The 26461-nt window shown below is 69.0% G+C and carries 27 protein-coding genes; 11 read left to right on the forward strand and 16 right to left on the reverse strand.

The features are described from left to right. Positions 1-79: 79 nt before the first annotated feature. On the forward strand, positions 80-622 hold the full coding sequence (locus MPLG2_RS15050; RefSeq protein WP_158681257.1) for a hypothetical protein: 543 nt from the start codon (positions 80-82) through the stop codon (positions 620-622). 136 nt (positions 623-758) lie between these two features. Here MPLG2_RS15050 and rocD read toward each other — a convergent pair whose 3' ends face one another. The 3 genes from rocD to MPLG2_RS15065 all read right to left on the reverse strand — a co-directional run bounded on the left by rocD (position 759) and on the right by MPLG2_RS15065 (position 4278). After that, positions 759-2000: an ornithine--oxo-acid transaminase gene (gene rocD / locus MPLG2_RS15055; protein ID WP_105186843.1), complete on the reverse strand. Its 1242-nt coding sequence runs from the start codon at positions 1998-2000 to the stop codon at positions 759-761. Positions 2001-2128: 128 nt separating this feature from the next. Beyond that, positions 2129-3370, reverse strand: coding sequence for an ABC transporter permease (locus MPLG2_RS15060; RefSeq protein WP_105186844.1), 1242 nt, complete (start codon positions 3368-3370; stop codon positions 2129-2131). Then, complete coding sequence (locus MPLG2_RS15065; RefSeq protein WP_105186845.1) at positions 3367-4278, reverse strand: ABC transporter ATP-binding protein; 912 nt, start codon at positions 4276-4278, stop codon at positions 3367-3369. The genes MPLG2_RS15060 and MPLG2_RS15065 overlap by 4 nt, the downstream gene beginning before the upstream one ends. A 61-nt stretch (positions 4279-4339) precedes the next feature. Between MPLG2_RS15065 and MPLG2_RS15070 the strand changes: the two genes are divergently transcribed. The 3 genes from MPLG2_RS15070 to MPLG2_RS15080 are packed head-to-tail and all read left to right on the forward strand — an operon-like array spanning position 4340 to position 5744. Next, positions 4340-4837: a universal stress protein gene (locus MPLG2_RS15070; RefSeq protein ID WP_105186846.1), complete on the forward strand. Its 498-nt coding sequence runs from the start codon at positions 4340-4342 to the stop codon at positions 4835-4837. Beyond that, entirely contained in the window at positions 4834-5283 is a 450-nt protein-coding gene (locus MPLG2_RS15075; protein ID WP_105186847.1) for a barstar family protein, read from the forward strand. Before MPLG2_RS15070 ends, MPLG2_RS15075 begins: the two co-directional genes overlap by 4 nt. After that, positions 5280-5744: a ribonuclease domain-containing protein gene (locus MPLG2_RS15080; protein ID WP_105186848.1), complete on the forward strand. Its 465-nt coding sequence runs from the start codon at positions 5280-5282 to the stop codon at positions 5742-5744. The genes MPLG2_RS15075 and MPLG2_RS15080 overlap by 4 nt, the downstream gene beginning before the upstream one ends. Before the next feature lie 94 nt (positions 5745-5838). On the opposite strand, the gene MPLG2_RS15085 is transcribed toward MPLG2_RS15080, so the two are convergent. Genes MPLG2_RS15085 through MPLG2_RS15100 form a run of 4 tightly spaced genes read right to left on the reverse strand, consistent with a single transcriptional unit; the run spans position 5839 to position 8913 of the window. Continuing rightward, a complete protein-coding gene (locus MPLG2_RS15085) occupies positions 5839-6762 on the reverse strand; it encodes an ABC transporter substrate-binding protein (RefSeq protein WP_105186849.1) in 924 nt (307 codons plus the stop codon). A 35-nt stretch (positions 6763-6797) separates the two neighbouring features. Continuing rightward, a complete protein-coding gene (locus MPLG2_RS15090) occupies positions 6798-7460 on the reverse strand; it encodes an ABC transporter permease (protein ID WP_105186850.1) in 663 nt (220 codons plus the stop codon). Further along, a complete protein-coding gene (locus MPLG2_RS15095; protein WP_105186851.1) occupies positions 7457-8095 on the reverse strand; it encodes an ABC transporter permease in 639 nt (212 codons plus the stop codon). Before MPLG2_RS15095 ends, MPLG2_RS15090 begins: the two co-directional genes overlap by 4 nt. Continuing rightward, positions 8095-8913 carry an ABC transporter ATP-binding protein gene (locus MPLG2_RS15100; protein ID WP_105186852.1) on the reverse strand — a complete coding sequence of 273 codons (819 nt, stop codon included), beginning with the start codon at positions 8911-8913 and terminating at the stop codon, positions 8095-8097. Before MPLG2_RS15100 ends, MPLG2_RS15095 begins: the two co-directional genes overlap by 1 nt. 44 nt (positions 8914-8957) lie before the next feature. Here MPLG2_RS15100 and MPLG2_RS15105 point away from each other — a divergent pair, with 44 nt between their 5' ends. From MPLG2_RS15105 to MPLG2_RS15125, 4 genes are all read left to right on the forward strand, one after another. After that, positions 8958-9242, forward strand: a complete 285-nt coding sequence (locus tag MPLG2_RS15105) for a GNAT family N-acetyltransferase (RefSeq protein WP_105186853.1) — start codon at positions 8958-8960, stop codon at positions 9240-9242. Between the two features lie 508 nt (positions 9243-9750). Continuing rightward, positions 9751-10227: a DUF6326 family protein gene (locus MPLG2_RS15115; RefSeq protein ID WP_105186855.1), complete on the forward strand. Its 477-nt coding sequence runs from the start codon at positions 9751-9753 to the stop codon at positions 10225-10227. A gap of 4 nt (positions 10228-10231) precedes the next feature. Further along, entirely contained in the window at positions 10232-11371 is a 1140-nt protein-coding gene (locus MPLG2_RS15120) for a sensor histidine kinase (protein WP_105186856.1), read from the forward strand. Continuing rightward, the gene (locus tag MPLG2_RS15125; RefSeq protein WP_105186857.1) at positions 11368-12015 is read left to right on the forward strand and encodes a response regulator; all 648 of its coding nucleotides are present in this window, start codon (positions 11368-11370) and stop codon (positions 12013-12015) included. Before MPLG2_RS15120 ends, MPLG2_RS15125 begins: the two co-directional genes overlap by 4 nt. Positions 12016-12027: 12 nt before the next feature. Here the strand turns inward: MPLG2_RS15125 and MPLG2_RS15130 are convergent, their stop codons facing one another. From MPLG2_RS15130 to MPLG2_RS15155, 6 genes are all read right to left on the reverse strand, one after another. Then, positions 12028-12759: a glutamine amidotransferase gene (locus MPLG2_RS15130; protein ID WP_105186858.1), complete on the reverse strand. Its 732-nt coding sequence runs from the start codon at positions 12757-12759 to the stop codon at positions 12028-12030. Positions 12760-12769: 10 nt separating this feature from the next. Continuing rightward, the gene (locus MPLG2_RS15135; RefSeq protein ID WP_105186859.1) at positions 12770-13885 is read right to left on the reverse strand and encodes a carboxylate-amine ligase; all 1116 of its coding nucleotides are present in this window, start codon (positions 13883-13885) and stop codon (positions 12770-12772) included. A 34-nt stretch (positions 13886-13919) separates the two neighbouring features. After that, positions 13920-14753 (reverse strand): SH3 domain-containing protein, encoded by an 834-nt coding sequence (locus tag MPLG2_RS15140; RefSeq protein ID WP_105186860.1) that lies wholly within the window; start codon positions 14751-14753, stop codon positions 13920-13922. 95 nt (positions 14754-14848) lie between these two features. After that, the gene (locus MPLG2_RS15145) at positions 14849-16336 is read right to left on the reverse strand and encodes an FG-GAP repeat protein (RefSeq protein WP_105186861.1); all 1488 of its coding nucleotides are present in this window, start codon (positions 16334-16336) and stop codon (positions 14849-14851) included. Between the two features lie 81 nt (positions 16337-16417). Beyond that, positions 16418-16738, reverse strand: a complete 321-nt coding sequence (locus tag MPLG2_RS15150; RefSeq protein ID WP_105186862.1) for a TFIIB-type zinc ribbon-containing protein — start codon at positions 16736-16738, stop codon at positions 16418-16420. 4 nt (positions 16739-16742) lie between these two features. Continuing rightward, the gene (locus tag MPLG2_RS15155; protein WP_105186863.1) at positions 16743-17489 is read right to left on the reverse strand and encodes a phosphotransferase enzyme family protein; all 747 of its coding nucleotides are present in this window, start codon (positions 17487-17489) and stop codon (positions 16743-16745) included. 37 nt (positions 17490-17526) lie between these two features. Here MPLG2_RS15155 and MPLG2_RS15160 point away from each other — a divergent pair, with 37 nt between their 5' ends. Further along, positions 17527-17952 carry an SRPBCC domain-containing protein gene (locus MPLG2_RS15160; protein WP_105186864.1) on the forward strand — a complete coding sequence of 142 codons (426 nt, stop codon included), beginning with the start codon at positions 17527-17529 and terminating at the stop codon, positions 17950-17952. After that, positions 17949-18236: a putative quinol monooxygenase gene (locus MPLG2_RS15165; RefSeq protein ID WP_105186865.1), complete on the forward strand. Its 288-nt coding sequence runs from the start codon at positions 17949-17951 to the stop codon at positions 18234-18236. Before MPLG2_RS15160 ends, MPLG2_RS15165 begins: the two co-directional genes overlap by 4 nt. On the opposite strand, the gene MPLG2_RS15170 is transcribed toward MPLG2_RS15165, so the two are convergent. Then, the gene (locus tag MPLG2_RS15170) at positions 18233-18910 is read right to left on the reverse strand and encodes an ion channel (RefSeq protein ID WP_105186866.1); all 678 of its coding nucleotides are present in this window, start codon (positions 18908-18910) and stop codon (positions 18233-18235) included. The genes MPLG2_RS15165 and MPLG2_RS15170 overlap by 4 nt on opposite strands. A gap of 185 nt (positions 18911-19095) precedes the next feature. Between MPLG2_RS15170 and MPLG2_RS15175 the strand changes: the two genes are divergently transcribed. Next, entirely contained in the window at positions 19096-20973 is a 1878-nt protein-coding gene (locus MPLG2_RS15175) for a hypothetical protein (protein ID WP_158681258.1), read from the forward strand. Between the two features lie 23 nt (positions 20974-20996). Here MPLG2_RS15175 and MPLG2_RS15180 read toward each other — a convergent pair whose 3' ends face one another. Together MPLG2_RS15180 and MPLG2_RS15185 are read right to left on the reverse strand one after the other, a co-directional pair. Beyond that, positions 20997-21779, reverse strand: coding sequence for an Fpg/Nei family DNA glycosylase (locus tag MPLG2_RS15180; protein ID WP_105186868.1), 783 nt, complete (start codon positions 21777-21779; stop codon positions 20997-20999). 9 nt (positions 21780-21788) lie between these two features. Further along, positions 21789-26426: an ATP-dependent helicase gene (locus MPLG2_RS15185; RefSeq protein WP_105187705.1), complete on the reverse strand. Its 4638-nt coding sequence runs from the start codon at positions 26424-26426 to the stop codon at positions 21789-21791. Between the last annotated feature and the right edge of the window lie 35 nt (positions 26427-26461).

The following is a 26461-nucleotide window of genomic DNA, read 5'->3' on the forward strand; positions in this document are numbered from 1 at the left end:
TTCGGGGGTAGGCGATTCACAACACAGCAGCCGCAAGGATGCATGATTGCTTATGCGATCCATGTCCTTGCGGCTGCTCATGTCTGTGCTTGTGGCGCTGGGTGTGGGGGCCGCGGTGCCGGCCCAGGTGGCCTGCGCGTGCTCGTGCGCCGAGGTCGACACCGCCGAAGCGTTGCGCACGGCGTCCGCGGTGTTCGAGGGCGACGTGGTGTCGTCGACCCAGCCGTCCACCGGTTCGTCGGACGAACCGATCGCATACACGGTGGCGGTGACGAGGATCTACAAGGGCAGCCTGCCGGCCACCGTGGTGGTGCGCTCGGCGGCGTCCGAGGCCAGTTGCGGCGTTGAACTCAAGGGTCACGTCACGGTCTTCGCGCACGGCGACAACGATGCGCTGAACGCCACCCTCTGCTCGGCCCCGGTTCGGTTGAACCGCGCTGAGCTGGGCGAGGGGCACACGCCGGTAGCGGTGCCGTCAGCAGCGACCGTGACGACGCCGGCGGGGCGGACGACACCGGCACCGACTACCCAGCCCACCAGCACCGAACCGTTGCTGTGGGGCGGCGTGGCGCTGTTACTGGGCGCGGCAGCGCTGGTGATCTGGCTGACGCGCCGGCGCTGATTCGATGCCGGCACCGGTGACTGATGCCGGCTTGGGTCACTGGTGCCGGGGTATTTCACGTCAGCTGTGACGGTTCGCGGCACCGGTCACCGATGCCGGCATCGATGGCACCGCACGCTACGTCGACGTGACGCGATCAGCCCTTCTCGGCGCGGGCTTCGGCCAGGGCGTCCACCAGGGCGTCGATGGCCTGGTCGAGCTCTGCTTCGGTGATCACCAGCGGCGGGGCGAGCCGAATGGTCTTCTCGTGGGTGTCCTTGGCGATCACGCCGCGGCTGAGCAGCTTGTAGCAGATGCTGCGGGCGGTGCCGAGGTACGGGTCGATGTCGACGCCGGCCCACAGCCCCTTGCCCCGGACGGCGTCCACACCGTTGCCGATCAGCGTGCGCAGCCGCTTGTGCAGGTGTTCGCCCAACTCGGACGACCGCTGCTGCAACTCGCCGGTCTTCAACAGTTCGACCGCGGCCAGGCCGACGGCGGACGCCAGCGGGTTGCCGCCGAAGGTGGAGCCGTGCTGGCCCGGGTGCAACAGGCCCAGAATGTCGCGGTTGCCCACCACGGCCGAGACGGGCAAAATGCCGCCGCCCAGCGCCTTGCCCAGCAGGTACAGGTCGGGCACCACGCCGCTGTGCTCGCAGGCGAAGGTCTTACCCGTGCGGCCCAGGCCCGACTGAATCTCGTCGGCGATCATCAGCACGTTGCGCTCGGTGCACAGCTCGCGCAGGGCCGGCAAGAAGCTCTTCGGCGGCACCACCACACCGGCCTCGCCCTGAATCGGCTCGACCAGCACGGCCACGGTGTTGTCGTCGATCTCGTCTGCGATCGCGGTGACGTCGCCGTACGGCACGGTGCGAAAGCCCGGGGTGAAGGGGCCGAAGTTGCGCCGCGCGGTCTCGTCATTGCTGAACGAGATCACCGTGGTGGTGCGGCCGTGAAAGTTGTTGGCCATCACGATGATGTTGGCGTGCCGCTCTTCGACGCCCTTGGTCTCATACCCCCACTTGCGGGCCAGTTTGATGCCCGACTCGACGGCCTCGACGCCGGTGTTCATCGGCAGCACCATGTCTTTGCCGCACAGCTCGGCCAGCGCCTTGACGAAAGGGCCGTAGGGCGCCGAGAACACCGCCCGCGAGGTGATGGTCACCTTCGCGAGCTGGTCGATCGCGGCCTGGGTGAGCACCGGGTTTCCGTGGCCGAAGTTCACCGCCGAGTAGGCCGACAGAAAGTCGAGGTAGCGGTTGCCGTCGATGTCGGTGAGCCAGGCGCCCTCGCCGGAGTCGATCACCACGGGCAACGGCAGGTAGTTGTGCGCCCCCCACGTTTCGGTCTGGGCGATCGCGGCCTGCTGGGCCGGGCTGACGCCCTTGCGGTCGGTCATGGCAATCCTCCGGTGTCGAAGCTACGCAACGCTCATTCTTTCGGCTCTAGTGGCGAACAACGCGATAAAGAGCAGGCCTCCAAGCCTACCGGAGGCGAAAACGTGGCGCCACCGGCGCTCGTCCGACCTCACTGTTGCCCGCCCCACCCCAGCGCCCGACCGATCTTCACCCGGCTGCTGTAGCTGATCGACCCGGTGCGAAAGAGCCGCACCCCGAGCATCAGGAACAGCCAGCCGAAGCCGGCCAGCATGACCAGCGCGATCGCGGCTTCCCACCAGTAGAGCCCGCCGGTGGCGTTGCGCAGCAGCGCCGACACGGGAGCGGTGAGCGGAAAGAACGTGAACACCTGCGACACCACCCCGTGCGGGTCGCTGACCAGCAGGGAGGCGGCGTACAGCGGAATGAACATCGCCATCACCACCACGCCGAACGCGTTGCCGGCCTCTTTTGCCGACGGCATGACCGCACCGATGGCCACCAGCAGCCCGGTGAACATCAGAAAGCTGAACAGAAACAACGCGAAGCCGATCAGCGCGGGCCACAGGTCGAGCGGCACGCCCAACAGCGACGCGGCGCCGTCGGTCGGCGGGACGGCTCCGATTGCGTTGGTGAGCAGATTGAACGCGAAGCCGGCCGGAATCGCCACCACCAGACCTTGCACGATGCCGATCAGCACCAAGGCGATCACCTTGCCGACGATCATCGTGGTGGGGTTCATCGTGGTGAGAATCATCTCGGTGACCCGGTTCTCTTTCTCTTCGAGCGTCACGTTGAGCATCTGGTTACCCAACATCAGCACCGCCATGTAGAACAGCACCAGAAACAGCCCGGGAACGATCACCCCGGCGAACCCCGCGGTGCGGGTGCCTGCGGCGTAGGTGACGAGTTCGACGTCCGGCTCGTTCACCGCCAGAGCGGCCAGCTTGGGGTCGCCGATGCGGGCTGCCACCGATTGGCTGAACACCGACGACGCCACCGCGCTGTAGCGGCCCGAGTCGAACAACCCGAGGTCTTGACCCTGCACCGCGATCGGCTGGCTCAGCGGGTCTTCGGGGTAGTCGACGTGGCATTGCGAGGTGCCGGCCACCACGGCTGCTCGCGCCGCGGGGGCGTCGGTCACCGGGCTTCCCCCGGCCGCTGCGGCCACCGCCGCGTCGACCAGCCCGGACGCGTCGGTGTAGGTGAAGCTGACCGTCTGCTTGTCTTGGCTGTCGGCGCGGTTGGCGGTGGCCTGGCTGCTGATCGTGACGAGCCCGACCACGACGGCGATCAGCAGCGGCACCGACAGTGAGATCAGCCAGAACTTCGGCTTCAGCACGGTGCGGGTGAACTCGAACCGGATCACGGTGCCCAGATTGTGCCGCTTCATGCCGCCGCCTCTTGCTCGCCGTACACCTTGAGAAAGATCTCTTCGAGAGACACCCGCGCCGACTCGAAGCCGCGCAACTGCACGCCCGCGTCGAGCAGTTCGCGAATCACCAGGTTGGGCTCGACGCCGTCGGGCAGATCGAGTTCGGCGTAGTTGCGTTCGCTCACCTCGACCCGGTAGTTCGGCGACTGGGGCAGGGTGCCGCTGAAGGTGAGCCGCAGGCGCCGTCCGCCGAACGCGTCCTGCACCTCGGCGACCGTGCCGTAGGCCTCGGCGCGGCCGTCCTTGAGCAGCAGAATGCGGTCGCAGAGCCGCTCGACCTCGTCCATCTGGTGGGTGACCATCACCACCGTCGAACCCTGCTGGCGCTGCTCGTCGACCAGGTCCATCAACAGCCGGCGGTTCACCGGGTCGAAGCCCTTGGTGGGCTCGTCGAGAATCAGAATGCTGGGCGAGTTCATGATCGTGACGCCCAACTGCACCTTCTGCTGCTGCCCGCCCGACAGCTTGTCGACCCGCACCTTGGCGTGATCGGCCAGGCCGACCCGGCCCAGGTATTCCCGAGACCAGCCGGACGCCGCGTCTCGGGTCTGGCCCTTGAGTTGGCCGAAGTAGGTCATCACGTCCAGCACCGACTCTTTGCGGTACAGCCCGCGCTCTTCGGGCAGGTACCCCAATCGCGATCCCTGGGCAGGGTCGAACCGTCGGCCCTCGACCAGCAGCGTGCCGGCGGTGGGGGTGTAGATGCCCAGCAGGGCGCGAATGGTGGTGGTCTTGCCCGAGCCGTTCGAGCCCAACAGCCCGAATGTTTCGCCGGGGCGTACCTCGAAGCTCAGGTCGTCGATCACGACCTGCTCGCCGAACCTCATGCGAAAGTCGCGAACGTCGATGACGGGGGTGTCGCTCATGCTGTTAGCTCATCACACGCGGCCAAGCCCTCGGGTGCGTCCCACGCACTAGAGTCGGTGCATGGACGCCACTCAACTGCCCATCGTGGTCGGCAACGACGGTTCTGACTTCGCCCGGCTGGCGTTGCGCAAGGCACTCTGGCTCGCCGACAAGCTCAAGGCCGAGGTGCGGGTGATTCGCGCCTGGTCGATCAGCACCGCGCCGCGCCCGTCCACCTGGTCGCCCGGTTACGTGCCCCCCGCCGACGACTTCGAGGCCGTGGTGCGCGAACGGCTGGCCAAAGAGGTCGACCCGATCGCGGCCGAGTTTCCCGACGTGAAGGTCATTCTCGAAACGCCCCACGGCCCGGCCGGACGAGAGTTGCTCAAGGCAGCGGTGAACGCACGGCTGCTCGTGGTGGGCACGCGAGGCATGGGCGGGTTCAAGGGTCTGCTGATGGGTTCGGTGTCGAACCAGGTCGTCGAGCACGCCCCCTGCGACGTGCTGGTGGTGCGCAAGGGCACCGACGAGCCCGCGCCCGATCGCCGGGTGCCGCTCGACCGCATTCTCGACCAGTGACCGCAGCCTGGACCTGTCTGGCCGACGAGTTGGGGCTGGACGGCCAGCGCATGCTCTTCGCCGATGCGAGCCGACGCCCCGAGTTGCTCGCGGGGTGCCAGGACGCCGGCTACACGGTGGTGGCGCTCGACACCCAGGGGGTGAGCCGCTTTCGCGCCGCGCAGGCCGCCCTGGCCACGGCGCTGCGTTTGCCCGCCAGTGCGGGCCGCAACCTGGACGCCCTCGCCGACAGCCTGGGCGATCTGGCCCGCTACTGGCCGGACGCACCCCGCCTGGTGCTGGCCTGGAGCCACCCCGAGCAGCTGATGCTCGACGACGAGAGGGGCTGGTTTCGCCTCGTCGAGGTGCTGGCGAACGCGTCCGACCGGCTGTGGCAGGGCGAGGGCGACGACCCGGACGACCGGCTGTTCGAGACCCTGGTCTTGATCGAGGGCTACGCGTCATGAGTCCGACCCGGCAACGCACTCTGCTGGTGGTCGGCCTGGTGCTGGTCGTGCTCGCCGGGCTGATCGTCTGGGCGTCGGGTGGTCGTCCGGGTAGTCCGACCACGGCCGAGACCAAGCCCGTCATCGCCACCCCGAGCCGCACCGCGCCCACCTCGAGTTCGGGGCTGCCAGTGTGCACCCATGTGCCGGCCGAGGTCGACGACACCGTCGCCGCGGTGCGCAACAACGGCCCCTACCTGCGCCCGCGCGACGACGGGGGCACGTTCGGCAACTACGAGCGGCTGCTGCCCCGCAAACCGAGCGGCTACTACCGCGAATACACCGTCGAGGCGCCGGGCGAACGCTTTCCCGGCCCCCGGCGACTGATCACCGGGGGCCAGGCCAAGCTGGGCGCAGAGCCGGCGGTGTGGTTCTACACCGCCGACCACTACGAGTCGTTCTGCGAGCTCGTCGTCGGTTGAGCCCGTCGACGGTCGAGTTTGTTGAGACCACTGGGTCTCGACAAGCCCGAACGTGGAGCGGTTGGGAGATCCCGGCGTAAGCCGGGACGGCGGGTCAGCCGAGCAGCCCCTTGCCGGTCAGCCAGGTCTTGGCGATCTCGCTCGAGCTCTGCTGCTTGTTCACGCTCAATGCGTTCAGCCCCACCAACTCGTCGGTGGTCAATGCAGCACTCACCTTGTCGATCACCGCGGCGGCCTTCTCGTCGACCTTCGCGCTCACCACCGGCACCACGTTCTGCGGCAGAATCAGCGCCTTCGGGTCGGTCAGCGTCACCAGTTCGTTGGCGGCGATGGACGGGTCGGCCGAGTAGATGTCGGCGGTGTCGCACTTGCCGTCCTTGAGCGCCTTGACCGTCAGCGGGCCGCCCGAGTCCTCAACCGGAATCACCTCGAGGTTCAGCCCGTAGTCGTTCTTGAGCCCGGGGGGTCCGTAGGGGCGCTTGGCGAGCTCGGAGTTGGCGCACACCTTGAGCGAGTCACCCACCTTCGACAGGTCGGCGATGCTGGCCAGGCCGTACTTGTCGGCGTTGGCCTTGGTGACGTTGTAGCTGTCCTGGTCGGTGGCCGGCGACGCGGTCAACGGTCGCAGGCCGCTGCCCAGGGCAGCGGGCAGGGCCGCCATCACCTCGTCGCCGGTCTTGGCGGTGGCGTTCTTGTCGAGGTACTGCAGCAGGTTGCCGGAGTACTCGGGAAACACGTCGATCTTGCCGCCCTGCAACTCGGGCAGGTACACCTCGCGCTGCCCGATCTGGTACTGCCGGGTGATCGTGTAGCCGCCGTGCTCCAGCGCCTGCGCGTACAGCTCGGCGATGATCTCGTTGCTGTAGTACTGCTGCGAGCCGACCACCAGCGTGGTGCTGCCGGCCGCACTGGACGAGCCGGACGCCGCCGGGCTCGCCGAGCCCAACGGATTCGAGGACGAGCAGGCGCTCAACGCCAGCACGCCGGCCGCCACGAGGGCAGCGAAACGGGTCTTCATGGTCAGAGGGGTCCTCTCGGTGGGGGTTTCGTCGATCAGTGGGTGTGCAGACGGCGCGCCGTCACGCGTTCTGAGATCTCGAACACTCCTTCCAGAATCAGTGCCAGTACCACCACCAGCAGGGCGGCGGCCAGCATCTGTGGGTAATCCTGCGTCTTCAGGCCGAGAAACAGGAAGCGTCCCAAGCCGCCTGCCCCCACATAGGCGGCCAGAGTGGCGGTGGCGACCACCTGCAGGGTGGCCGAGCGTAGTCCGCCGATCAGCAGGGGCAAGCCCAGCGGCATCTCGACCCGGGTGAGAATCTGCCATTCCGACATGCCCATCGCGCGGGCGGCGTCCACAGTGCGGGGGTCGATCGCCTCGATGCCGGCGTAGGCCCCGGCCAGCACCGAAGGCACGGCCAGCAGCACCAGCGCCACCATGGGCGCGATCAGGCCGACGCCCAGCACCAGGCCCACCAGGGTGACCACGCCCAGCGTGGGCAGCGCCCTGGCTGCGCCGGACGACGCCACCACCAGGCCCCGTCCGCGTCCGGTGTGGCCCACCAGGTAGCCCAGCGGAATGGCGATCACAGACGCCAGCACGACCGCCAGAATCGTGTACCACAGGTGCTCCCACGACCGGGCCCATACCCCGTTCGGCCCACTCGCGTTGGCGGGGTCGGCGATCCAGGCGATGGCTTGGCTGAAGTAGTTCATCGGCGCGCCTTCGTCCAGGGCATCAGCGCTCGGCCGGCCAGCACCAGCAGACCGTCCACGATCAGCGCCAAAGCGACGGTGGCCATGATGCCGGTGAGCACCTCGGCGATGATGCCGCGTTGAAAGCCGTCCACGAACAGCAGGCCCAGGTTGTCGACGCCCAGCAGCGAACTCACCGTCACCAGGCTGATCGTGCTCACCGACACCACCCGCAGCCCGGCCAGCAGCACCGGGCCGGCCAGTGGCAGCTCGACGGCGAAGAACCGTCCGGCGGCCGAGTAGCCCAGAGCTGTGGACGACAGCACCACCGGCATGCCGACCGACGCCAGGGCGTCGGCGGCCGAGCGCACCATCAGCGCCAGGCCGTACAGGGTGAGCGCCACGATCACGTTGATGCGGTCGCGCACCCCGAAGCCGAGTACCGAGGGCAACACCACGAACAGCGGCAGCGACGGAATCGCGTACAGCAGGCCGGCGGCGGTCAGCAGGGTGGCCCGCGACCAGCGGTACCGGTTGGCCACCCAGCCCAGCGGCAGCGCCAGCACGAACGAGGCGACGATCGCCGGAATCGCGAGCAGCAGGTGCGACAGCGTGCGCGACCCGATCAGCTCGAGGTTGTTGAGCACCCAGGTCATCAGCCGGGCTCCACCAGCCGGCCGGCCGGACGTCCGTGGCCGTCCACCACGAGAGTGCCGGTCGGGGTCTCGCGCAGGTGCAGGTCGAGGGTGCCGCGGCCGAGACCCAGGAAGTCGGCCACGAAGTCGTCCGCCGGCTCGGCCACCACCTGCTGCGGAGTACCGGCCTGCGCGATGCGGGCACCCTTGGCCAGAATGACGATCTGGTCGCCGAGGGCCAACGCCTCGGCGATGTCGTGGGTGACGAACACGATCGTCTTCTCGAGTTCGCGCTGAATGCGCAGCAGTTCGGCCTGCAGGTCGGCCCGCACCAACGGGTCGACGGCGCCGAACGGTTCGTCCATCAGCAGAATGTTGGGGTCGGCGGCGAGCCCGCGGGCCACGCCGACCCGCTGCTGCTGGCCGCCCGAGAGCTGGTCGGGGTAGCGGTTGGCCTGGCGGGCCTCGAGCCCGACCAGCTCCATCAGTTCGGCCGCCCGGGCGTGCGCCTGCGCCTTCGGCACGCCGTTCAGCAGCGGCACGGTGGCGATGTTGTCGATCACCTTGCGGTGCGGCAGCAGGCCCGCGTTCTGCATCACGTACCCGATCCGCCGGCGCAACGGCACCGGTGGAACGTCCGCCACGTTCTCGTCGTCGATCCACACCGCACCGCTGGTCGGGTCGACCATGCGGTTCACCATGCGCAGCAGGGTGGTTTTGCCGCAGCCGGACGATCCGACCAGCACGGTGGTCTTGCCCGTGGGCGCCTCGAGAGTGAAGTCGCGCACGGCCTCGGTGCCGTCGGGGTACGACTTGCACACGTCCTGAAATCGGATCATTGCCCTACTCAACCCCACCACGGCCCGATTCGTATACTCACCCTGTGGGTGAAACCGTCGAGCACAACGCGCGAAAGTCACGTTTCGAGATTCATGTCGACGGCGCACTGGCCGGCGTCGCGCACTACGACCTGAGCAACGGCGTGGCCGACTTCGACCACACCGAGGTGTCGCCTGCCTACAACGGACGAGGGCTCGGCACCACGTTGGTGAAGGGTGCGCTCGACCAGGTGCGGGCCGCCGGCACGTGGAAGGTGCGGGCCACCTGCCCGTTCGTGGTCACGTTCTTGAAGCGGCACCCCGAGTACGACGACCTCGTCGTGCCTTGAACGATTCCGTTGGCTGAGCTGGTCGAACCCCTCTTGGTGGTGACGCTCTGGCGGCTGGGCGTCCTGCTGGTGACCGTCATCCCGACGAGTCGGGATCTCCGTCTTGAGGTGCGCGGTGGTGAGATCCCGGCTTCCGCCGGGGTGGCGAGTGCGCTGGGTTCCACCGCGACGACAGAGGTCTCGACATGCTCGACCAGCGGCGGTCGTCCGAACGTTCGCTCGTGAAATGACGACCGATTCTGGGGCCAGTCGGCCTCAGCAGGCGTGCGAGTCGCGAAATCGGTCGTCATGTGACGGACGACCTCGCCCCAACAAGTACCGGCGCTCACCGAGATGTCGGACTCGGATTGGGGGCCTTGGCCCGCCATCTCTCAGTCGGGACGGCCGGCAGGAAGGCCGCCGAGGTCGTTCTTTCGGACGAGTCGAGTCGGGCCGCATGGGGGATGGTTCAGGGGCCGCAGCCAGCCATCCTGGTGCAACCGATCCAACTCAACGAAGGCGATTGCACATGGCAACCAAGACCGACAACCCGTTTCAGAGCCGCGAAGTTCCCATCCAGTCGAAACTCGCAGCAGCCTGGACGAGCTTCATGTTCCTGTACGTCTACGTCGACCTGCTCGGGCTGTACAAGCCGGGCATGGTCGACGACATCCTCAACGGCAAGGTCTTCACTTTCGAGATCACCGAGACCTTCGCTGCCAGTGCTCTGGCGGCCACGGTGCTCCCGACCCTGATGATCCTGCTCTCTGCGACACTGCCCGCCCGAGCCAACCGCGTCACGAACCTCGTGGTGGCCACCCTGCTGATTCCGTACATGGCGTTCAACCTGGCCGGCGGGGAGTGGCTGTTCTACTACGGGCTCGGGCTCGCCGTCGAACTGCTCGTGCTCGCGTTCATTCTGCGCTCTGCCTGGACGTGGCCCCGCACCTCGCCGGCATCGACGGACGCGGCCGGGCGGGACGCGATACCGGTGGCTCTACGCTGAACCGGTGACTGCTGTGTGGCACTCGATCTGGGGCGAGCCCCGGCCGGCAGACCCGCCGCCCATCGGTCGCCTGGATTGGCTGCTGGTGGGTGTGTTGGCAATCGCCGCACTGATCGAAGGCATCGCCCGGCCCGGCCTGGTGGGGCAACCGTTCGTCACCGGGCTGGCTGTGGCGCTGATGCCAGCCCTGGTCTGGCGCCGGAACCGTCCACTGTTGATGTGTGTGATCGGCTTTGCTGTCGCGGGGCTGTTGTCTGCCCTGGCCTGGGCGACGGCGACAGACGAGATCGGCCTGTACTCGATGATGGCCGTGCTGATCCTGCTGTACTCGTTGGTGCGCTGGGGTTCGGGCCGAGAGATCGTGCTGGGCCTGGTCTGTGTGGCCATCAGCGCCGGATTCGGCCTGTCTGTCACCTCGGCGGGCCCGGCCGAGGTGATCGGCAGCGTGCTGTTGCTGCTGCTGTTCGTTGCCTTCGCGGCGGTGTTTCGTTACCGAGCTGCGCTGTGGGATCGCCAGCAGCGGGCCGTCCGCAATCACGAGCGGTTGGCGCTCGCTCGCGAGCTGCACGACACCGTTGCCCACCACGTGTCGGCCATCGCTGTGCAGGCGCAGGCCGGCGGTGTGGTGGTGGGCACCCAACCCGATCAGGCGTCCGGAATCTTCGCGGCGATCGAGTCCGAGGCGTCGCTGACCCTGGCAGAGATGCGTGCCATGGTGCGGGTGCTGCGCGATGATCAGGCGGACGCCTACGCGCCGCGGTTGGGCGTCACCGCGCTGACTGGCCTGGTTCGCTCAGACAGCACGCCGGCGGTGGAAGTGTCGCTGACGGGAAGCCTTGCCGGGTTGCCGCCCGCCGTGGACGCCGCCGTCTACCGGATCGCGCAAGAGGCACTGACGAATGCTCTGCGCCACGCACGCAACGCGACCCGGGTCGTGATCGAGGTGCGGGCCGAGGGCGACGTGGTGCGGGTGCGGGTCGTCGATGACGGGCTGCCCGCGTCACGGGCGGGCGTAGAGCACGGTTTCGGGCTGCCTGGCATGACGGAACGGGCACTCATGCTGGGCGGGTCGTTGCGGGCCGGACCCGGTGCCGACCGCGGCTGGGTGGTCGAGGCCGTCCTGCCGGCGCGGGGGCTCACGTGAGCATTCGGGTGGTTGTGGTCGACGACCAGGATCTGGTGCGCACCGGGCTGGTGATGATCGTGAACGCGCACCCCGATTTCGAGGTCGTCGGTGAGGCAGCCGACGGGCTGGCCGCCATCGAGCTGGTCACCAGGCTTCGCCCCGACGTGCTGCTGATAGACATTCGCATGCCGGGGCTCGACGGCGTCGAGGTGACCCGGCGGCTGGCCGGGCCCGGCGTCGCCGACCCGGTTGCGGTCGTGGTGATCACCACCTTCGACTCCGACGACTACGTGCTCGGGGCAGTGCGCGCCGGGGCGCGCGGATTCCTGCTCAAGGATGCGGGCCCAGCGCTGCTGATTCAGGCCATTCAGGCCGCCGCCGACGGTGAGGCGCTGATCGCCCCCAGCGTCACCCCACGGCTGTTGGCGACCCTCGTCGACCGTGCGCCAGGACCAGTCAGCCAACCCGTCGACCGGCTGACCCCGCGCGAAGAAGAAGTGTTGGTGCTGGTGGCGAAGGGCGGCACCAACGCCGAGATCGCCCAGGAGTTGTTCATCAGCCTGACCACCGTCAAAACCCACGTGGCCGCACTGATGGCCAAGCTGGGCGTGCGCAACCGGGTCGAGATCGCGATGTGGGCCTACCAGACACACCGCGTGTGACGACGTGCTGCTTCAGTCGGTCGCGTACCGGGTAACGAAGTTGCGCAGCAGCAGGTGCGGGTACTCGCGCACGCCCGAGTTGCGGGCCATCTCGATCAGAATGTCGTAGTCGTCGGGGTGAAAATAGCCGGCGTTGCGGTAAATCTGCATGCGTTGCGCCAGCGACTCGATGTCGAGCTCGGGGTGAAACTGGGTGACGTACACGTTGCTGCCGTACCGGTACATCTGCACCGGACAGGCCTGACCCGCGCCCAACAGCACCGCGCCCGGCGGCACTCCGTTGCAGGCCTCCTTGTGGCCGACGAACGCGTAGAACGACTGCGGAATGCCGTTCAGAATCGGGTCGCCGGCGGCCGCCTCGGTGAGCCGCACCTCGATCGCGCCCAGGCCTTCGCCGTAGGTGCGGTCGACCGTGCCGCCCAGGTGCACCGTCACGGTGCCGATGCCGTAACACATGCCCAGAAACGGAAAGTCGGCCGCGACGATGTGGTCGACCACGTTGCGAATGTCGCTCTCGATGCGCAGTTGCAGGTCGCTCTTCACCGCGTCTGAGATGTTGAACGGGCTGCCGCCCAGCAGCACGCCCGAGTAGTCCTCGAGATGCAGCCGCGGCAGCGGCCCCGCCTCGACGCGCAGGTGCACCAGTTCGTCGGGCGCCAGGCCGGCGTGCAGCCGCACCGACTCGTACTCGTCACGAGCAGCCTTGTCGTGGTCGCGGGTGGCCAGCAGCACGAACGGTTTCACGGCGAGAAGGTTAGCCCCAGGTCGGACGGTCGGCGCCGGTGGAGTCCACCAACTGACGCAGCGCCTGCTCGGGGCCGCCCGCGGCGCGCTGCCGCAGGTAGCTCGGGCCATGCTCGAGCAGGTCGTTGATGAAGGCCAGCTCGTCGGCGCAGTGCAGTTCGGCGGCGATCGGCTCGAGCCGGTTGAGCCAGTCGAGAATGCCCTCGCGCATGGGCCGCAGCTTCTGCCCGACCCGGGGCGTGACCACGTCGGTGTCGAGGCCGTAGCGGGCGGCCCGCCACTTGTTCTCTTTCATGAACCACATCGGCAGCCGGGCGATCGCGCGGCCGTCGTCCAACTCGCGCGACATGTACTCGGCCAGGCATTGGGTGAGCGCAGTCATCGCACCCAGTTCGGCGAACGTGGGCACCGAGTCGAGCACCCGGTTCTCGATCGTGCCGAACGTGGACGGCCGCACGTCCCACCGAATCTCGTTGGGTGCGGTGATCATGCCGGCCTCTTCGAGTTCGGTGGCGTAGTGCTCGAACTCGTCCCAGCCGTCCATCGGGTAGGGCAGGCCGTTGGTGGGCAGTTGTTGAAAGATCATGGTGCGCTGTGACGCGTAGCCCGAGTCGACGCCCTCCCAGAACGGCGACGACCCGGTGAGCGCGATGAAGTACGGCGAGAACCGGGCCAGGCCGTAAGTGATCGGCAGCGCCTTGTCGCGGTGGTCGATGCCGACGTGAATGTGGGTGCCGAAGATCGCCATCTGCCGGCCCCAGTAGCCGTTGCGGTCGGCCACCACGTTGTAGCGCCAGAAACCGAAGTGCTGCTGCTCGGCGGCCTTCGAGATCGGGTGCGCGCCTGCGCCCAACAGCCGGGTGTCGTCGCCGGCCAGGTTCTGCACGTGCCGCAGGTGGCCGCGCAGTTCGTCCACGGCCTCGTCGACGCGATGGTGCACGCCGGTGACCAGCTCGATCATGCCGGTCAGGTACTCGCGGCGAATCGGGCCGGCCTTGGGGTCGTCCACGCCGTCGAGCACACGTTGCGCGCGCGGCGCGAGTTCAAGGGTGTCTGCATCGACCAGAGCGAGTTCCCACTCCACGCCGATGGTGGACTTGCCGCCCGGCACGAACTCGAACCGCATCCACTCCTCCTCGACTCGGGGGAGAGTCTAAGGGCTAAGCGTCGACCCACCCATAGATGCCTTTGAGGGCGACGGTTCGCTCAGCCACGGTGCCCTTGTAGTCGCCGCCGATCACCTTGAGCCTGCCGTCGGCCAGCACCTCGGTGACGATGGCGACCCCGGTGGACGTCTTGGGCGTGTCGGGCGCGGTGCCGAACAGCACCAGGTCGCCCGGCCCGACGCCGTCGGTGCCCAGGTGCGCCCGGTTGTGCATGGCGCCCCAGGCGTACAGGTCGCCCGAGAACGAGAACTTGGGCACCACGTTGCCGGCCTTGTTCCAGGCCCAGGTGGCGAACAGCGACGACCACGGCATGCAGCCGCCGTAGGGGTTGCAGTTGTTCTTCTTCTCGGCGATGCCGCGCTGGCTGCGGGCGGCCTTGACGATGGCCTGCTCGACGTTGGGCGGCCGGGTCGTGGCCGTTGTGGACGGCTGGCTCGTCTTCTCTTGGCAGATGCTCAGAGCCGCCGAGTCGCCTCCGTCGACGAAGACGGACGCCACGTACCCGGTCTTCTTCTTGTAGGTGACCTTGTTCCACACGTTCGAGGCCTTGACGCCGTTGCTGACGGTGTCGCCGATGGTTTTGCAGGCCATGGTGATGACGGTCTTGTGCGGAATGCGGATCAGCCGGGCGCTGGACGTGGTGGGCTGCTCACGCAGCGACAACGGGGTCTTCTTGTTCGTGGCCACCGTGCCCTTGACCGAGGGCTGCTGCGCGAGGCCGGTGGCGCTCGGCTGGGGGGCCGGGGTGCTCTGCTCGCTGCTGGGTGAACCCGAGCAGCCCGCGAGCGCGATCAGCGTCAACGCGGTTGCCGCCAGCCGTGCCCTCATGGGCCCGACGGTAACACGGCGGCGAAGCGCCGACGGAGACGTGCGGTGCGGCATGGTTGCCGCACCGCACGATGTCTCCCACAGGGGTGGGTGGGTCAGGGTGTGGCGAGCGTCGCGCCGAAGTGGGTGTCGGCGGGCGGGTCGACCGCACCGGTGTCTTCGAGCAGCAGCGAGTTCCAGACGTCGGTGCTGCGGGTCCAGGTGACCGAACCGGCGTCGTTGATGGTGCCGATGTCTTCGCCGGGGGCTCCGATCACCACGCCGTCGACCATCGACTCGCCGTCGGCCAGGTCGCCGCCCAGCACCGAGACGGTGGCGCCGAAGTGGTCGGCCGCCTCGGGGGTGCCCGCGATGTAGCCGTCGCCCTGCCGTACCGACCAGGCGAAGCCGCCGGCCTTGTTGGCCCGGAACATGGTCACCGCGCCGGCGCCGAGCACGCTGCCGATGGCCTCGCCTGGTGCACCGACGACGGCGCTCAACTGGTCGACGGTGTTGACGCCCAGGGCGACGGACGAGCCGAAGCAGTCGCCGGTCTCGTTGGCACCCGGAATGCCGGCGGTGTTCTGGTTGACGGCGCGCAGCGACTTCACCGTGCGGGTGGCCGGGTTGAAGTTGAGCACGTGCACCTGGCCGGTGTACGTGGCCGAGCCGATGGTTTCGCCCGGCACACCGACGAGCACATAGTGGTCGCGGTAGGCGACCGCCTCGCCGAACCGGTCACCGCTCTCGGCCGTGCCGGGCACTCCTGCCGAGTTCTGGGTGACGCCGACGCCGGCGAACGTGGTGGGTGCGGCGTCCGTGGCCGACAGCATCGTCACAGAGCCGGCGTTGCTGCGGGTGCCGACGGCCTCGTTGGGCGTACCGATCACGATGGCCCGGCCCTGGCCGGCCAGCGCGGTGCCGAACCGGTCGCCGTTCTCTGAGCTGCCGGGTACGCCCGGCGAGTTCTGCGTGATGGTCACCTTGCCGCTGCCGAGGGCGCCGCTGCTGGTGAGCGGCTGCACGACCACCTGGCCCGCTTCCCAGGCGCTGCCGTCGTCGGCGGTGGGCGCCGACGCGACGAGCTGCTGCCCGGTGCGCACGTAACCGGTGGCGGTCAGCTTCTCGGTGGTCAGCAGCAGCACCTGGGCGCCGAAGCTGCCGTGGGCGGCGGTTCCGGTGAGAGTGCTGCCCATGGCGAGCGTGTGGTCGGTGCGGCCGAACAGCAGGCTCACCCGACCCTTGCTCGAGTCGTAGCCGGGCGCGCCCACGGCCAGATCGTCGCAGCCGTCGTTGTCGACGTCTGCGGTGGCCACCGATTCGCCGAACCGGTCGCCGGGGTTCGAGGTGAGGCCCAGGCTGGCGGCTGTGCGAAAGCTGCGGGTGCCGTCGCTGAAGGCGATGTCGACGGCGCCGCGCTCGCCGTCGTAGTCGGGCACGCCGACCACGACGTCGGCGACGCCGTCGGAGTTCAGGTCGCCGGCGACCGCGTTGTCAGGATTGCAGCCGGTGGCGGCGACGCTGGTGGGAGCCGTCAGGTGAAGCATGGGCACCGCGAGACCGATGGCGGTTGCGACGATCAGGGCACGACGAACGCGGGACATCTGGGCCTCCTGCTGGGCGATTGAACAACCCACAGGTGCCGCTGGGTGCGGCGATGATACCTCAGCAGCCGCGGTAATGCCTCAACTGCTGAAAAACAGCCCGCCCAGGCCGCCTCGCCGGTAGTGCTTGCCGCCGCGATGACCCCAGTCGGGCCCGTAACCGTACCCCGGCTGAGGGGGCGGCGAGGCCACGAAGCGGGCCTCCAGCCGGGTGATGTTCTCGAGTTCGCCGAAGTCGAGAAACACCCCGCGGCAGTTCAAGCACTGCTCGATGTGAATGCCGTTGCGGTCAACCGTGCGCATGCTGCCGCCGCACTTGGGGCAGGTGTAGCCGGCTGGTGCCGCGCCCCCGGCCTGGTACGGCTCGTAGCGGGGCAGCGGGTCGTTCGGTTGGCTGGTCATGTTTTCACTGTGCCATCCGGCGGCAAGCCTCGACCAGTGCGTCGGCTGTGCCCCCGCTGTGCACCGCGGCGACCAGCACGGCGCAGCGGGCCGGCAGGTCGAGCACCGGCCACGGGTCGCCGTGCCGCGGCACCGCCGGGCCGCCGGCCGCCCGGTAGGCGTCGAGAAAGGCGTCCCAGTCGTCGTCGGGCAGCAGTCCGGCCGCCCAGAACCCCGCCGGACGAGCCAGGTCCCAGGCGGGGTCGCCCAGGCCGACGTCGTCGATGTCGATCAGCCGCCAGCCGTCCGTCCAGTGGCCGAGTTGGCCGAGGTGCCAGTCGCCGTGCACCAGCCGGGCGGGCTCGGCCCGCGCAGCCAACTGGGCCAGCAGCCGGTCGGCGAGCGGAACCAACTCGGCGGGCGCCCGGTTGCGCACCCGGGCCAGCCGCTGCGCCCATCCATGCCGGGGCAGTCCCGCCGGTGCCGGGCTCAGGTGCAGCCGGGCCAGCAGCCTCGCGGCCTCGACCCAGGGGTGCTCGGCGTCGTTCGGGTCGAGCACGGGCACCCGCGGCCAGAGGGTGACGGGGCGTCCGTCGGCATCGGTGAGCGGCGTCGACCGCAGCGGCGGCACGAACGCGGGGTGGTCGGCGGCCAGGGCCAGCCGTTCGGTCAGCGGGGTGCCGGGCCGGTGCCGCTTGACCACCACCGAGCCGGCCACGGCGATCTCGGCCCCCGATTCGGTGCCGCGCCAGAAAGAGGGACCGGTCGACACCCCTCCATTCTGGGCCGCATCGTGGAAGGATCGGCTCATGGACACCAGCCCGATCGTGCATGAGCTCACCCTGACCTGCACCCCCGACCACGCCTTCGAGGTCTTCACCAGCCGCATCGGCGAGTGGTGGGATCCCCAGTACAGCGGCAACCCCGAGACCCTGACGTCGGTGACCATCGACCCGCGCATGCGCGGCCAGATCACCGAACGGCATAGCGACGGCTCCGAGCACGACTGGGGCGAGGTGATCGCGTGGGATCCGCCCGCCAAGGTCGCCTTCAGCTTCACTCTGGCGCAAGACCGCACCGTGCCGTCGGTGGTGCGGGCCACCTTCGTGCCGTCGGACGAAGGCACCCGCATGACCTTCGAGCATGACGGCTGGAACGAGCTGAACGCCGAGGCCAGGGGCAAGTTCAACGAATGGCCGCACCTGCTGGAGCGGTTCGTCGAGGCGACCCGATGATCACCACGGTCTGCAACGTGCACGTCACCGACAACGGCATCGAAGCGTTTCGCGCGGCGTCGCTGGCCAACGCCGAGGCGAGCCGCAACGAGCCGGGCGTCACCCGCTTCGACCTGCTGCAGCAGGTGGACGACCCGACCCGCTTCATTCTGTACGAGGAGTACGTCGACGAGGCGGCCACGCAAGCGCACAAGACCACGCCGCACTACCTGACCTGGCGCGAGGCGGTGGCCGAGCTGATGGCCACCCCGCGGGTCACCTACAGCTTCGGCGACAAGCTCTAGCGTGCGACCCGACCTCGCTTGAAGGTGAGCCCGACGATGCGGGCCACCACCATGGCCAGGTAGAGCATGCCCGCGATCTGCTGGATCATCACCAGCGAGCGGGCGTGCGGCTTCACCGGAATCACGTCCGACAAGCCGGTCGAGGTCATGGTGGTGCACGACAGGAACAGCAGCTCGAACCAGGTGCGCTGGCCTCCGTCCACGCCGTAGGCGGCGAACGAGTCGGGCACCAGGGTCTGGCAGATCGAGTAGATGTAGGCGAACAGCCAGATGCCGATGGTGAACGTGGCGCCGATCGCGTACAGCTCGTCGGTGGTCACGTGCTCGTCGGCGAACATGTAGCGCAGTAGCGCGACCAGCGTGTAGGCGTAGAAGGCGGCGTGAAACAGGTCGCTGATCGAATGCCACGGCTGGGCGTTGTTGCTGAACACGTCCACGAAGGTGAGCGCCACGGCGGGCACGCCGATCAGCACTGCCACCCAGGTGAGCGACGGCGTGGCCCGCACGGCGGCGACCGCCAGGCCGAGCACCACCAGGCCGAACAGCGACAGCACCAGGGTGCCGAGCTTGTCGCTGGGCCCCTCGAGAAACGGGTAGAGCAGAAGGCCGCCCAGTTGCACGTACAGCAGCACGGCGCTCGGGTTGCGCTGCGCCCAGCGCCAGGCGTCGGTCATGACGGGCAGCCTAACGGGCGTCGGTTTCTGAAGAGTTGCTGAAGATTGTGGCGCGGCGTTGTCTGTGAGCCGGCTGGGGGCACATTAGGTGCAGGAGAATGACGACCGGGAAGCGCTTTCGATAATCGCACCCCCGACCCCGGCCCGTCGCGGCTTCGGCCGACGAGTAGAGAGCGATGTACCCCATGCGTCAACCCACCGTTCGATCATGCCTGCGCGCAGGCGTATCGACCCTTGCGGTAGCGGCATTGACCGCCACCGGCCTGGCTGCGGCCACCACGCCCGCCCGGGCGGCCACCACGGCGTTCTGCGCCGACGGCAGCACTCCGATGGCGGCCGTGGCCGACGTCGAGGCGTACCCCGCCGGCACCCCCGTCACCGGCACGAGCGTGGTCAACGGCACCACGCCCACCGGATTCACCGGCAGCTACATCGGCTATGTGGCCGACGGCTTGGGCAAAGGCAAAGACATGCTGCTGTTTCAGCTCAGCAGCCCGGTGATCGACGGCACGGGAGGGCTGAAGCCGGCCGGCATCTGGGCGGGCATGTCGGGCTCACCGGTGTACTCCAGCGACGGTGCCCTGATCGGCGCGGTTTCGTACAGCCTGAACTACGACAACCTGCCCGTGGCCGGCGTCACCCCGGCCGAGTACATGAAGACCATCGGTTCGACGCTCGCGGACGCACCCGTGACCGTCCGGGTCGACAAGCAGAACCTGAACCGGGCCGAGGGTCGCACGACCGCGGCGCAGAGTGCCGCCCTGAACGGCGGCACCGCGATGCACCAGGTGTCGCTGGCCAACGTGGCGGTCACCTCGACGCAGGGCACCAAGCTCACCAACGCGCTGCTGTCACGCATGCCCAAGGGCAGCAGCGAGGCGGCCGCGCGACTGCGCAGCAAGTCGTTCAACGCGGTGGGCGTCGAGGCGGCCGGTGGGCCCGCGAACCAGCCGCTCGTGGTGGGCGGCAACATCGCCGCGGTGTACAGCACCGGTGACGGAATGATCGGCGCCGTGGGCACGGTGACCGCGATGTGCGGCACCGACGTCTGGGCGTTCGGGCACCCGATGGACTTCGCCGGCAAGACCACCCTCGGCCTGGCCAACGCGAGCGCGGCGCTGATCGTGCCCGACGCCACGGGCATCATCGGCTCGTACAAGCAGACCTCGATGATCGGCGACCCGCAGGGCATGATCACCCAGGACCGCCTGGTCGGCATCAAGGGGTCGATCGGGGCCACCACCGGGTACCCGGTCACGCTGAGCGTGCGCAACGCGGAGGGCGTGCAGGTCGACCGGCGCAGCTCGACCGTGGTGCTGCCCGACGCCGGCCCCAGCGTGGCGGCCAACGTGGTTGGCAACGCGGTGATCGAAGACCTCGACAACTACTACAACGGCACGCTGCGGTTCGCCTGGAACATCTCGTACCGCACCGAATCGGGCCTCACCGGCACGTTGAAGAAGCATCAGAGCTACGCGTCGACCGACCTGGTGGCGGCCTATCCGGCCGACGCGGTTGGGCAAGACGTCTACGACCTGCTGACCAACGATTTCACCGACGTCGCGATCACCGGCATCAGCATGAATCTCACGCTGGTGAGCGCCGACGCGTTGATCTACCAGCCCACCGGTGTGCAGTACAAGAAGGGCAGCAACTGGCTGACGCTGAGCGGCAAAACGCTCAAGCACGGCAGCAGCTACTCGGTGCGGCCGGTGTACCGGTTGAGCGTGAACGGCAAGAAGAGCGGCGAGACCGTATACGGCGCCACCCGCACCGTGAAGCTGTCGAGCAAGGCGACGAAGAAGGGTTCGCTGGGGTACTCGGCGCTGGCCGACGAATCGGTGTGCGACATCGAAACCGACGAGTGCGACGAGTACGAGTCGCCCGAGGTGTCGAGCTTCGACGAACTGATGGACTATCTAGCCACCCAGGTGCAGAACGATCAGGTGACGCAGAAGCTCAGCTACTCGCGCAAAGGCAGCAGCGCCTACACGGCGCGGTCGGTGTTCACCGGCAAGGGCGTCACCGAAGGTGCGGCGTCGGTGTCGTTCAAGATCTCGTAGCCCGTTGGTCGAGCTTGTCGAGCCTAGGTCGGTCCACCCTGGCAGCGGGGGCAGTAGCACAGGCCCCGCTGCCGGGTGGGCGGCCCGACCGTCGCCGTTTGGACCGTTGTGCCGCACCGGCGGCACGGCTGGTTCGGGCGTGCGAACACCCAGGTGGTTTCACCGCGGCGTCGGTTGCCGGTTGTCGACTGCAGCGCGTGGTGGCGGTTGTGATCGAGCAACTTGTGGGCGCGCTCGACCAGGGCGGTGCGCTGGTCGGCGGTCAGGTGTGCGGCGGGTGTCAGCGGGTGAATGCGCTGCATGAACAACGAGTCCGACGCATAGAGGGTGCCGACTCCGGCCAGGTTGGTCTGGTCGAGCAGGGCGGCACCGATGGTGTCGCCGGCGTTGCCCAGGTTGGTGGCGGCCACGGCGGGGTTCCAGTCCGGCCCGAGCACGTCGGGGCCGAGGTGGCCCACCAGGGTGTATTCGTCGGCGGCGCGTACGACGTCGAGCATGCCCAGGCGCTGGCCGAGGGCCGTCCATTGGTTGGTGGCGAGCAGGGCTCGGGTCTGGCCGTTGGCGCGGGTGCCGGGCGGTTCGATGCGCCACTGGCCCTCCATGCGCAGGTGGCTGTGAATCGTCCAGCCGGAATCGAGGCGATGCAGCAGGTGTTTGCCGCGGCTGATCACCTCGGTGGTGGTGTGGCCGGTGAAGTCGAGGGTGGACAGCTCGGGCCAGCGCAAGTCGCAGCGGGTGAGAATGTGCCCGGCGAAGACCTGGTTGAGGCGCTGGGCTGTGCGCCAGACGGTGTCGCCCTCAGGCATAGCGGGTCGTCACCGGCGCAACCTCAGGCCCTGCGGCGTCAGCCGAAAGCCGGCGGCGGCAAGGGCTTCGGCCAGAGCGTGATCGGAACCAAGCACGTCGGCACCGTCGATCTTGGCCACGGTGAGCTTGCCCAAGACGCCCGAGTGGACGGCGTTGGCGAGCGCGCCAGCCGCCGCGTTGAGGCCGGCTGTGTCGTCGGTGAAGGCGAGCAGGGTGCGTCCGCCGCGTTCGACGTAGAGCACGAGGTCGCCGTCGACCAGCACCACCAGCGCGCCGGCCTTGCGGCCCGGTTGATGTTTGCTGCCTTCGGCCCGGGCCGGCCAGCCCAGGGCGGCGCCGTAGGGGTTGGCCGGGTCGGTGGCCGCGAGCACCACCGCGCCCGGCACCTCACCCACCTCGCGCAGCAGGTCGACAGCGTGCCGGTCGCCGAACTGGGCGGCACCCAGACCCTCGACGAAGTACCCGCGGCGCACCTGGCCCGACTCCTCCAGGGCGGCGAAGACCCGGTAGGCGCGGGCGAACCCGCCGGTGACCTCTTCGTTGGCCACGCTGCCGCGGGTGACCACGCCGTAGCGGTCGAGCAGCACCTCAGCCCGAGAAGCGGCCAGCACCGTGGGGTCCGATTCGGGTGCTGGCAGCAGCGACCAGCGTCCGGTCACCTCGGGCGGGCCGGACGGCCTGGGTAGGGGCCCGCGGGCGAGCGGGCGTCGTCCGTAGCGAAGCCGCGCGGCGGTTGGTCGTTGCTTGAGCGTCGCCCGTCCGCCGCCGAGCAGGCTGCGCAGCGGGGCCAGGGTGTCGTTGGTGACGTAGCCGGCCCACACCAGCCGCCACAGGGCGGCGCTCAGTTCGGTGTCGCCGACGCCCAGACGTTCCGACAACGACCGAAACAGGTGGCTGCCGCCGCCGGCCAGCGCCTCGAGCAGGTGCGTGCCGAGGTCGTCGGGGGGCTCGGTGGGCGTCGTCAGGGTCAGCGGTGCCGATTCCGCGGGGTGCAGGCTCACCCAGCCGTCGGTGCCGGCGAACGCACCAACGCCTTGCCAGAGCACCTCGCCCGCCGCCAGCAACTCATCCAGCATCGCCGGGGTGTAGTCGCGCACCCGCGCGGGCAACACCAGCGATTCGAGCGAGCTGGCCGGCACTGGGTAGCCGGCGAGCTGTTGGACGGCCGACAGCACCCCTTCGGTGCCGGTGAGTGGCCGGGCAATGCCTTGCCAGTGGCTGAGAAACCGTGCGAACTGCTTGGGCGGCACGGGTTCGACGGCGTTGCGCAGAGCGGCGAGTGAGCGGCGACGGAGCACCCGCAGCACGCCAGGGTCGCAGTAGGTGAGAAAGGCGTGGTGCACCGGTGTGTGAAGGGTCTCGACGAGCTCGACCAGCGATTGGGTGGGAGGGGTTTCGACAGGCTCGACCACTGGTGGCAGCCAGCCGGGGGGCCTCAGATCGCCCTCGACCAGCCGTCCCTCGGCGACCAGCCGGCGCAGCACGCTCTGCACCACTGCAACCCCGAGCCCCAGCCACGCCGCCACCTCGCCCGGCACGAACGGCGCGTGGTTGCGCGCCCAGCGCAGCATCAGGTCGCCCAACGGGTCTGCCACCGGCGCGCGATGCACCTCGGGCACCCCGACGGGCACGGTTACGCCGAGGGCGTCGATCAGCCGTCCGGTGTCTTCGATGGCCGCCCAGTGGGTTGCGCCGCCGATGCGCACCTCGATGACCCGCCGTTGCCCGGTGAGTGTCACCAGCCAGTCGGCCACCTCGCCGGGCGATGTGCTGCGCGCCCGCAGCGCGGCCAGGTCGAGCGGCCCCAGCACCCTGATCACGTCGGCCAGGTCTTCGGCGTCGCGGGCGCGGCGTCCCTCGGCCAGGTGCTGCAGTTCGGCCTCGGTTCGGGTGAGCGATTCGGGGTCGAGCAGGTCGGCCAGCGCCAGGCCATCGGCGGTGCCCAGCAACTCCGACAGCAAAGTCGGGTCGAGAGTGAGCGCGGCGGCCCGCTTCTCGGCCAGCGGCGAGTCGCCCTCGTACAAGAACTGCGCCACGTAGCCGAACAGCAGCGACGACGCGAACGGCGACGGCCTGGGCGTGGTCACCTCGACGGTGCGCACCTGCCGCGATGCGATCGCTCGCATCAGAGCGACCAGGGCCGGCACGTCGAACACGTCCTGCACGCATTCGCGAACGGCCTCGAGGACGATCGGAAACGCCGGGTACTGGGCCGCCACCTCGAGCAGCTGCGAGGCCCGTTGACGCTGCTGCCACAAGGCCTGACGCCGATCTGGACGGCGTTTGGGCAGCAACAGCGCCCGGCCCGCGCACTCGCGGAACCGGCTGGCGAACAGCGCCGACCCGCCGATCTGGTCGGTGACGATGGCGGCGATCTCGTCCGGGTCGATCACGATCGCTTCAAGCACGTCGGGGGCCGGAGCGTCCGACTCGGACCAGTCGGTTTCGGGCAGCCGCAGCACGATGCCGTCGTCGCCGTGCATGGCCTGCACATCGACCCCGTGCGCTTCGCGCAGCCGGGCCGCGATGGCCAGCGCCCACGGAGCATGCACCGGCGCGCCGTACGGCGAATGCACCACCACCCGCCAGTCGCCCAGTTCGTCGCGAAACTTCTCGACCACGATGGTGGCGTCGCTGGGCAGTTGGGGAATCGCCTCGCGCTGCTCGGTGAGGTAGCCGACCAGGTTGTCGGCGGCCCAGTCGTCGAGCCCCGCGGCCAGTGCCCGCTGCTTGGCCTCCTCGGGCGCCATCGCCCCCAGTTCGCGCATGAAACCGCCCAAGGCGCGGCCCAGTTCGGCGGGGCGCCCCAGCGTGTCGCCCTTCCAGAACGGCAGCCGTCCGGCCTGGCCGGGCGCGGGGCTGACCAGCACCTGGTCGTGGGTGATGTCTTCGATGCGCCAGGTCGACGTGCCGAGCGTGATCACGTCACCGACCCGCGACTCGTAGACCATCTCTTCGTCGAGTTCGCCGACCCGCCGGCCCGCCCCTTCGCCGGCGATGAAAACGCCGAACAGGCCCCGGTCGGGAATGGTGCCGCCCGAGGTGACCGCCAGCCGCTGGGCGCCGCGGCGTCCGGTGAGGGTGTCGGTGGCACGATCCCACACCAGCCGCGGACGCAGTTCGGCGAACGCTTCGGACGGGTAGCGGCCGGCCAGCATGTCGAGCACCGATTCGAGCACGCCCCGGGTCAGGGCCGCGAACGGCGCCGCCCGGCGCACGAGCTTCTCGAGGTCGGGCACCGTGATGTCGTCCAGAGCGCAGATGGCCACGATCTGCTGGGCCAGCACGTCGAGCGGGTTGGACGGCACCCGCAGTGCCTCGATCTCACCGGCCCGCATGCGTTCGGTGATCACCGCCGTGGTGACCAGATCGCCGCGAAACTTCGGGAACAGCACCCCGCGCGACGTGGCGCCCACCTGATGCCCGGCGCGGCCCACGCGCTGCAACCCCGAGGCCACGGACGGCGGCGCCTCGACCTGCACCACCAGGTCGACCGCGCCCATGTCGATGCCCAACTCCAGTGACGAGGTGGCCACCACGGCGGGCAGCCGGCCGGCCTTGAGGTCTTCTTCGGTGGCGGCGCGCTGCTCTTTGCTGACCGATCCGTGGTGGGCGCGGGCGAGGATCGGGGCCGCCCCGTGCGATTGACCGGCTTGGGCCATCACCTGGGCAGGCGAACGGGTGGCAGACGTCTCGACAAGCTCGACCGATGATTCTTGCCGCTCGGCCCAGATCTCGTTCAGCCGGGCGGTGAGCCGTTCGGCCAGACGTCGTGAGTTGGCGAACACCAAAGTCGAGCGGTGCGCGGCGATCAGGTCGACGATGCGTTCTTCGACGTGCGGCCAGATCGAGGTGCGCTGTTCAGCGCCGGCCGCCGGCCCCGACAGGTCGCCGGTGAGTTCGCCGAGGGCGCCCAGGTCGGGCACCGGCACCACCACCGACAGGTCCCACGACTTGGTGCTGGGCGGGTTCACGATGCTGACCGGACGTCCCCCGGCCAGAAAGCGACCCACCTCGTCGATCGGACGCACCGTCGCCGACAAGCCGATGCGCTGCGCAGGTTTGGGCAGCAGGGCGTCCAACCGCTCAAGCGACAGAGCCAAGTGGGCGCCGCGCTTGGTGCCGGCCAGGGCATGAATCTCGTCGACGATCACCGTTTCGACACCTGCCAGCGCCTCGCGCGCGGCCGAGGTGAGTAGTAGGAACAGCGACTCGGGTGTGGTGATCAAAATGTCGGACGGCTCGCGCGCGAACGCCCGGCGCTGGTCGGCCGGAGTGTCGCCGGAGCGCACGGCGACGGTGATGTCGGGCGTCGGTAGCCCCAACCGCACGGCCTCGTGACCGATGCCCACCAGGGGCGAGCGCAGGTTGCGTTCGACGTCGACGGCCAGCGCCTTGAGCGGCGACACGTACAGCACCCGGCAGCGTTTCAGCTTCTCAGGGGGCGGTTCATGGGCGAGCCGATCAAGTGACCACAGAAACGCCGACAGCGTCTTGCCAGAGCCGGTGGGGGCGACCACCAGCGTGTGCTGACCGGAGCCGATCGCCGTCCAGGCACCTGCTTGGGCGGCGGTGGGCGCGGAAAAGCTGCCGCGGAACCAGCCGGCCGTGGCGGGGGAGAATCGGTCGAGCACGTCGTCGCTCATGTCGGGCACCACAATGCCACGGGGCACTGACAGTT

It is taken from the genome of Micropruina glycogenica (assembly GCF_900289045.1).
Taxonomy (GTDB): domain Bacteria; phylum Actinomycetota; class Actinomycetes; order Propionibacteriales; family Propionibacteriaceae; genus Micropruina; species Micropruina glycogenica.

Coding starts and splice junctions, on each gene's coding strand:
- MPLG2_RS15050 (WP_158681257.1), top strand. CDS start 80: ATGTCTGTGCTTGTGGCGCTGGGTGTGGGGGCCGCGGTGCCGGCCCAG.
- rocD (WP_105186843.1), bottom strand. CDS start 2,000: ATGACCGACCGCAAGGGCGTCAGCCCGGCCCAGCAGGCCGCGATCGCC.
- MPLG2_RS15060 (WP_105186844.1), bottom strand. CDS start 3,370: ATGAAGCGGCACAATCTGGGCACCGTGATCCGGTTCGAGTTCACCCGC.
- MPLG2_RS15065 (WP_105186845.1), bottom strand. CDS start 4,278: ATGAGCGACACCCCCGTCATCGACGTTCGCGACTTTCGCATGAGGTTC.
- MPLG2_RS15070 (WP_105186846.1), top strand. CDS start 4,340: ATGGACGCCACTCAACTGCCCATCGTGGTCGGCAACGACGGTTCTGAC.
- MPLG2_RS15080 (WP_105186848.1), top strand. CDS start 5,280: ATGAGTCCGACCCGGCAACGCACTCTGCTGGTGGTCGGCCTGGTGCTG.
- MPLG2_RS15085 (WP_105186849.1), bottom strand. CDS start 6,762: ATGAAGACCCGTTTCGCTGCCCTCGTGGCGGCCGGCGTGCTGGCGTTG.
- MPLG2_RS15090 (WP_105186850.1), bottom strand. CDS start 7,460: ATGAACTACTTCAGCCAAGCCATCGCCTGGATCGCCGACCCCGCCAAC.
- MPLG2_RS15095 (WP_105186851.1), bottom strand. CDS start 8,095: ATGACCTGGGTGCTCAACAACCTCGAGCTGATCGGGTCGCGCACGCTG.
- MPLG2_RS15100 (WP_105186852.1), bottom strand. CDS start 8,913: ATGATCCGATTTCAGGACGTGTGCAAGTCGTACCCCGACGGCACCGAG.
- MPLG2_RS15115 (WP_105186855.1), top strand. CDS start 9,751: ATGGCAACCAAGACCGACAACCCGTTTCAGAGCCGCGAAGTTCCCATC.
- MPLG2_RS15135 (WP_105186859.1), bottom strand. CDS start 13,885: ATGCGGTTCGAGTTCGTGCCGGGCGGCAAGTCCACCATCGGCGTGGAG.
- MPLG2_RS15140 (WP_105186860.1), bottom strand. CDS start 14,753: ATGAGGGCACGGCTGGCGGCAACCGCGTTGACGCTGATCGCGCTCGCG.
- MPLG2_RS15145 (WP_105186861.1), bottom strand. CDS start 16,336: ATGTCCCGCGTTCGTCGTGCCCTGATCGTCGCAACCGCCATCGGTCTC.
- MPLG2_RS15150 (WP_105186862.1), bottom strand. CDS start 16,738: ATGACCAGCCAACCGAACGACCCGCTGCCCCGCTACGAGCCGTACCAG.
- MPLG2_RS15160 (WP_105186864.1), top strand. CDS start 17,527: ATGGACACCAGCCCGATCGTGCATGAGCTCACCCTGACCTGCACCCCC.
- MPLG2_RS15165 (WP_105186865.1), top strand. CDS start 17,949: ATGATCACCACGGTCTGCAACGTGCACGTCACCGACAACGGCATCGAA.
- MPLG2_RS15170 (WP_105186866.1), bottom strand. CDS start 18,910: ATGACCGACGCCTGGCGCTGGGCGCAGCGCAACCCGAGCGCCGTGCTG.
- MPLG2_RS15175 (WP_158681258.1), top strand. CDS start 19,096: ATGCGTCAACCCACCGTTCGATCATGCCTGCGCGCAGGCGTATCGACC.
- MPLG2_RS15180 (WP_105186868.1), bottom strand. CDS start 21,779: ATGCCTGAGGGCGACACCGTCTGGCGCACAGCCCAGCGCCTCAACCAG.
- MPLG2_RS15185 (WP_105187705.1), bottom strand. CDS start 26,426: ATGAGCGACGACGTGCTCGACCGATTCTCCCCCGCCACGGCCGGCTGG.